The following is a 1,402-nucleotide window of genomic DNA, read 5'->3' as shown; positions in this document are numbered from 1 at the left end:
ACGCGCTCATCGGCCTGTTCTCCGACGACGCCGAACTGGCGCTGCGTCTGGGCGCGTCCCTGGACGGCGCGGCCCCCCACCGCATCCTGATCGAGACCGCGGAGGGCGAGACCGCCCCCGCGCTGTCGCCCCATGCGGTTACGGCCATTGCGGCGCTGGGCGGCGACGTGGAGGCCGCGGAGCGTCACCTGCTGGGCCGTCGCACCCTGGTCGAGGCGCCGGGGCTGGACCACGGGGCCCTGAGGGCGCTCGGCTTCACCGACGTTGAGCTTCAGGCCATCGAAACGGCCCTGGCGACGGTGCAGCGGCTGGAGCACGCCTTCCTCCCGGTGCTGGACGCCGGCTTCCTGCACGACGTCCTGGGCGTCACCGCCGACGACCGGGCGAACCCCGGTTTCGATCTGCTCGCCCACCTGGGCGTCAGCGACGAGGACCGGGCCCGGGCCGCCGCCCACGCCTTCGGCCATACGGATCTGACCGATTGGGACGCGGCGTCGCCCGGGCTGCGCGCGGTTCTCGGCGTCGATCCGACGAGCGTGGCCGCCGCCGTGGCGCCGTTCAGCGACCTGCCGGACCTCACGCCCGAGCGTCTGGACTGGGACGCGGCCGGCGAACAGGCCATGCGCGCCGTGTCCCGCCGGGCCCTGGCCGGCGCGCGCGCCATCCGGCTCGTGGCGGACCCGGCCCCGCTTGGAAACCTGCTGGATCTGCCGCCGATCGAAGCGTCCGGTCGCGCGCAGTCCTCGTCTGACACCGCAGAGCGCCTCGTGTCCGAACGCGTGGTGGAGAAGGTGGTGGAGCGGGACCGCACCCGCCGCAAGCTGCCCGACCGCCGCAAGGGCTATATCCAGAAGGCGGCCGTGGGCGGCCACAAGGTCTACATCCACACCGGCGAATACGACGACGGCGAACTGGGCGAGATCTTCATCGACATGCACAAGGAAGGCGCCGCCTTCCGCAGCCTGATGAACAATTTCGCCATCGCCATCTCCATCGGCCTGCAATACGGCGTGCCGCTGGACGAGTTCGTGGACGCCTTCGTCTTCACCCGCTTCGAGCCCGCGGGCCGCGTGACCGGCAACGACTCCATCAAGTCGGCCACCTCGATCCTGGACTACATCTTCCGCGAGCTGGCGGTCAGCTATCTGGACCGTTCCGAGCTGGCCAACGCCGATCCCGACGCCCTGAACGCGGACGGGCTGGGCGGGGGTGACGGCGGCGACGCCGAGGCCGTGCCCGCCGCCCGCTTCATCTCCAAGGCTTCGCCCGCGGCGCCGCGCCGGACAATCTGGTGGTCCTGCCGTTCGGCCAGAAGCGGGACGCCGAGGCCCCGCCCACCGCACCGGCCCAGCCCATGGCCGCCGCCTGCCCGGCCTGCGGCGATTTCGCCCTGCAAAGGAAG

The 1,402-nt window shown here is 72.1% G+C and carries 1 protein-coding gene; it reads left to right on the top strand.

All coding sequences use genetic code 11. The features are described from left to right. The coding region (locus tag MBEBAB_RS16670) for a TSCPD domain-containing protein (protein WP_444979091.1) at window positions 1-1,402 on the top strand (1,402 nt) is incomplete at both ends.

The sequence above is a fragment of the Brevundimonas abyssalis TAR-001 genome, from assembly GCF_000466985.1.
GTDB lineage: Bacteria > Pseudomonadota > Alphaproteobacteria > Caulobacterales > Caulobacteraceae > Brevundimonas > Brevundimonas abyssalis.
Note: the sequence above shows the minus strand (reverse complement) of the source record. Positions and strands in the feature narration are given on the sequence as shown.